Source organism: Neisseria perflava (assembly GCF_024170405.1).
In the GTDB taxonomy this organism is placed as follows: Bacteria; Pseudomonadota; Gammaproteobacteria; order Burkholderiales; family Neisseriaceae; genus Neisseria; species Neisseria perflava_B.
Genome location: NZ_JALJYC010000051.1, coordinates 1 through 4,652 on the forward strand (window position 1 = coordinate 1; position 4,652 = coordinate 4,652).

General features: G+C 50.9%; 6 protein-coding genes. 2 read left to right on the forward strand and 4 right to left on the reverse strand.

Annotated elements, in window-relative coordinates:
* Positions 1-97 precede the first annotated feature (97 nt).
* From J2T37_RS11420 to J2T37_RS11435, 4 genes are all read right to left on the reverse strand, one after another.
* Positions 98-826 (reverse strand): amino acid ABC transporter ATP-binding protein, encoded by a 729-nt coding sequence (locus J2T37_RS11420; protein ID WP_253355994.1) that lies wholly within the window; start codon positions 824-826, stop codon positions 98-100.
* An 18-nt stretch (positions 827-844) separates the two neighbouring features.
* Positions 845-1,237 (reverse strand): hypothetical protein, encoded by a 393-nt coding sequence (locus tag J2T37_RS11425; RefSeq protein WP_253355997.1) that lies wholly within the window; start codon positions 1,235-1,237, stop codon positions 845-847.
* 4 nt (positions 1,238-1,241) lie between these two features.
* Positions 1,242-2,021: a 16S rRNA (adenine(1518)-N(6)/adenine(1519)-N(6))-dimethyltransferase RsmA gene (gene rsmA, locus J2T37_RS11430; protein ID WP_253355999.1), complete on the reverse strand. Its 780-nt coding sequence runs from the start codon at positions 2,019-2,021 to the stop codon at positions 1,242-1,244.
* 90 nt (positions 2,022-2,111) lie between these two features.
* Positions 2,112-2,726, reverse strand: coding sequence for a Maf family protein (locus J2T37_RS11435; protein WP_253356001.1), 615 nt, complete (start codon positions 2,724-2,726; stop codon positions 2,112-2,114).
* Positions 2,727-2,891: 165 nt separating this feature from the next.
* Between J2T37_RS11435 and rnhA the strand changes: the two genes are divergently transcribed.
* Both rnhA and J2T37_RS11445 read left to right on the forward strand, forming a co-directional pair.
* A complete protein-coding gene (gene rnhA, locus J2T37_RS11440) occupies positions 2,892-3,329 on the forward strand; it encodes a ribonuclease HI (protein ID WP_253356003.1) in 438 nt (145 codons plus the stop codon).
* Positions 3,330-4,086: 757 nt separating this feature from the next.
* Positions 4,087-4,485, forward strand: coding sequence for an HIT family protein (locus tag J2T37_RS11445; RefSeq protein WP_253356005.1), 399 nt, complete (start codon positions 4,087-4,089; stop codon positions 4,483-4,485).
* Positions 4,486-4,652 lie beyond the last annotated feature (167 nt).

Below are 4,652 nucleotides of genomic sequence, written 5' to 3' on the forward strand. Positions count from 1 at the left end.
GCTTGTTTTGCTTATAAGGGCTCAGTCGACTTTTTTTCATGGGATTTATTCTAAATGATTTTGAATAAATCTAGTTATCTAGTACAGCCCCTTATTTTTAATGCGTCATCACCTGCTGCAAAAACTGCTTGGCGCGTTCATGCTGCGGGTTGGTAAAAAACGCTTCCGGCGCGGCTTCTTCGATGATTTGGCCGTGATCGACGAAAATCACGCGGTCGGCCACTTCGCGGGCAAAGCCCATCTCATGCGTTACGCACATCATGGTCATGCCGCTTTCGGCCAAATCTTTCATTACTTTCAATACTTCGCCGACCATTTCCGGATCGAGCGCGGAAGTCGGTTCGTCAAACAACATCACACGCGGCTCCATCGCCAGCCCGCGCGCAATCGCCACGCGCTGCTGCTGGCCGCCGGAAAGCTGGCCGGGCAAAGCGTCTTTTTTGTGCGCCAAACCGACACGCTCCAGCAGCTCCATCGCTTTGGCCTCCGCCTGCTCGCGGCTCTGTTTTTTCACCTTCATCGGCGCCAGCACAATATTTTCCAACACGGTCAGATGCGGATAAAGGTTGAAACTTTGGAACACAAAGCCCACTTCGGCACGGATTTTGTTTAAATCGGTTTTCGGGTCGGCCACATTCACGCCGTCCACCCAGATTTCGCCGCTTTCAATGCTTTCCAACTGGTTGACGGTACGGATCAGGGTGGATTTGCCGCTGCCCGAAGGCCCGCACACCACCACCACTTCGCCCTGTTTGACTTCCAGATTCACACCGTTAATCACGTGCAGGTCTTTGAAATGTTTATGTACGTTTTTGAATTTAATCATATTATTTAAACTTTTTTACTATAACTCGGAAAACCACAATTCCAAATATTCCAACGACTCCTCAAAAAATGCCTTGTCGCTTTTAGCATAGGTTGTGGTTAATAAAATTCTCAGCAAGGTACGGTCATAGCGGGACAGGGTTTTCTGCGGCGAAAAATCATCACACATCGCCCACGCTTCATCATTTAATTTATCGAGAACGTCCAACGAATCCGGCTGCCGCCAAAATGCCTGCAACTTGGCAAATAATGCCAACAAACGCGTTTGGTCGTCGGCAATCGCCACGTCCCATTCAAGCGCCGACAATATCTGTTGATTCAATACCTGCAAATCGTGCAAAGTCAGCGTCTCGCCGCAAGCGTCCAAATATTGCGCCAAGCCGTTCACGATTTTTGTGGCGCGTTTAACCATATTTTCAGACGGCCTTTTGCACCAGATAATTGCTCAATTTCACATACAGTTCCGGCGCGATATGTTCGGCTCGGTCTTGCGGCTGGATGCCGACGGCCTGCAAATCGCCGTCATCAGCGATGTCTTTCAGATTATTGCGGATAGTTTTGCGGCGCTGGTGGAAGGCGGCTTTGACCAGTTTGGCAAAATGCGCGAAATCGGCCGCTTCCCCGATACGGTGTTTTACCGGAATCATGCGCACCACCGCCGAATCGACTTTCGGCGCGGGATCAAACGATTCGGGCGGCACTTCAATCAGCATTTCCATATCGAAAAAGTATTGCAGCATCACGCCCAAACGCCCGTAGTCGTTGGTTTTCGGCATCGCCACCATGCGTTCGACCACTTCTTTTTGCAGCATAAAGTGCATATCGACCACATCATCGGCGACTTCGGCCAAATGAAACAAGAGCGGCGTGGAAATATTATACGGCAGGTTGCCGACGATTTTTTTCTTGCCGGGTATGCTGTTGAAATCGAACTGCAACACATCGCCTTCGTGTATTACCAGTTTGTCGGCAAAGGGCAGCGTTTTCAGACGCTTGACGATGTCGCGGTCGATTTCGCATACATGCAGGCGGTTCAATTTTTTCGCCAGAGGCTCGGTAATCGCAGCCAGACCGGGGCCGATTTCAATCACGATATCATCGGCTTGCGGGCGCACGGCGTTGACAATATCGCTGATAATGCGCGTGTCTTGCAAAAAATTCTGCCCGAAACGCTTGCGGGCTTTATGCTCTTTCATGCTGCTTCTTTACGGATAAATGACTTTAGGGGCGTATTGTAACTGAAAACGGCAGCGCGTTGGCGGCAGGCCGTCTGAAAAAACGGGATTTCAGACGGCCTTGCCAAACGGCGGCACATTCAGCCCGAAGCCGCGCAACAGCGCCATCGTTTCAAATACCGGCAAACCCATCACACCGGTAAAGCTGCCCTGCAAATGCTTGACAAAAGCGCCGCCCACGCCTTGAATGCCGTAAGCGCCTGCCTTGTCCATCGGTTCGCCGCTGGCAATATAGGCTTGGATTTCTTCGCCGCTCAGGGCTTTGAAGCGCACGTCCGACTGCTGCAATACGGCGCGGCTTTCGCCCTGCCAATATACGCATACGGCGGTCAACACCTGATGGGTCGTGCCGGACAACTGCGCCAACATCTGCGCGGCATAGGCGGCGTTTTCCGGCTTGCCGAGAATGTGGTTTTGATAGGCGACGGTGGTGTCGGCGGTGAGGATGGGAAACGTCGGCGGCGTGTCGTGCTGCGCCTGCCATTGGGCAACGGCGGCGGCGTTTTTCTGCCGCGCCATGCGTTGCACATAATCGGCAGCGGGTTCGTTTTCCGACGGCGTTTCGTCGATGTCGGCGGGCAGGCGGATAACGGTATAGCCGAGGTTTTCTAAAATTTCGCGGCGGCGCGGGCTGCCGGAGGCGAGGTAGAGCGTGTGTGTTTTCATGTATCGAAACCGGATAATGGGATAACGCGGCGTCAGTATCAGGCCGCAAGCGCCTTATCATATCCCATCTTAAGACCGTCTGAAAACCGTTTGCCGGCGCGTTTTTTCAGACGGCCTTGTGGTATGATGGCGGCCATTCAAACGATTACGGCAAATATAAATATAATGGACAAAACCGTTTACCTCTACACCGACGGCGCGTGCAAAGGCAATCCCGGGGCGGGCGGCTGGGGCGTATTGATGCGCTACGGCGAGCATGGAAAAGAGCTATTCGGCGGCGAAGCCGACACCACCAACAACCGCATGGAATTAACCGCCGTCATCGAAGGCTTAGCCAGCCTGAAACGCCGTTGCACGGTGCAAATCTGCACTGATTCGCAATATGTGAAAAACGGTATGGAAAGCTGGATTCACGGCTGGAAGAAAAACGGCTGGAAAACGGCAGCGAAAAAGCCGGTGAAAAACGATGATTTGTGGAAACGGCTGGATGAATTGGTGCAGAAGCACGATGTGCGCTGGGCATGGGTCAAAGGCCATGCCGGACATCCGGAAAACGAACGGGCGGATGAGTTAGCGAATATGGGGGCGGCGAAGTTTGCTTGATGCCTCGTAAACACGGCATCGTGACACTCTGCTACCTGCTATATTGGAAAATCTTTCATGAAAAAAGCAAAAGTCGGCTTATATATTATCCCCATCATTTTTTGCCTTTTACACATCGCGATTACCTATTGGGGAAGCTACGCTTTTTCACATGCAACGCCTTAGAACTCACAACGCGTCATTAATGCCGTAAACTTTGTCTATTTTTCAAAATATATCGTAACCGGCTGTCTAGGCTATCTGTTTTTTAACAAACAAAATGCAATATACCCTATCGCCATTGTATTTTCAGTTGGTTTAATCAGTATTTTCCCATCTGTATCCAACGAATATCCGTTTCGGTCTGAATTCGGCGTTATGCTTCTTTATTTGCTGGCTGCCGCCGCTATCGGCTACCTTTTAGGATTTATACTTGCGCTCATCCTACATAAATGTTCTATCGCTATAAAAAACAGAATGACTGCACCATAAAAGTCATGTGTAGGGTGGGCAACTTGTTGCCCACCATGCCCCAAAGTAACGGATAGCCGCCAAAATGTTTGATGCTTTTCGTATTGATGTGGTGGGCAACAAGTTGCCCACCCTACATAACTGTTTTATTCATATTCAACCGCACCGCTATCCTTACCGTTTTCCGCCATATTTGCACCGTATCCACACTATTTGTCTAAAATTATGTCAAAGGCCGTCTGAAAAAGATGATTCAGACGGCCTTTTCGCTTAAAATACCTGCCGTTAAACCCTTAAAGCCGACACCATGACCTGCCCAATCTGCCATGCCGCAAACGAAGACATTTTATTGCAAACGCCGAACCTGCGCGTGATTGCCGTACACAACGAAGCTGCCGCACCTGCGTTTTGCCGCGTGATTTGGCAGCAGCATATCGCCGAGATGACCGATTTGTCGGCGGCTGAGCGCGATGAAATTATGCAGATGGTGTACAAAGTCGAAGCGGCTATGCGCCAAGTGTTCCGACCGGCCAAAATCAATCTGGCGAGCTTGGGCTATGTCGTGCCGCACCTGCATTGGCATGTGATTGCGCGTTTTGACAACGACGCCAATTTCCCCGCGCCGATTTGGGCGCCGGCCGTGCGCAGCCACCAAATGACCCTGCCCGCCGATTGGCCGGCGCAGGTTAAGGCTTTGCTTCAATAAATGAGGTAGGGTGGGTTTCAACCCACCATTTATGTTATGCGCCATGTACCGTGTTTACGGTGGGTTAAAACCCACCCTTGTATATTAAAATCAATATATCATAGCAACCAAACAGGCTGCCTGCCTCAGAATGCACCCTTGGATCTCCATATCCGTTTCGTAGTATA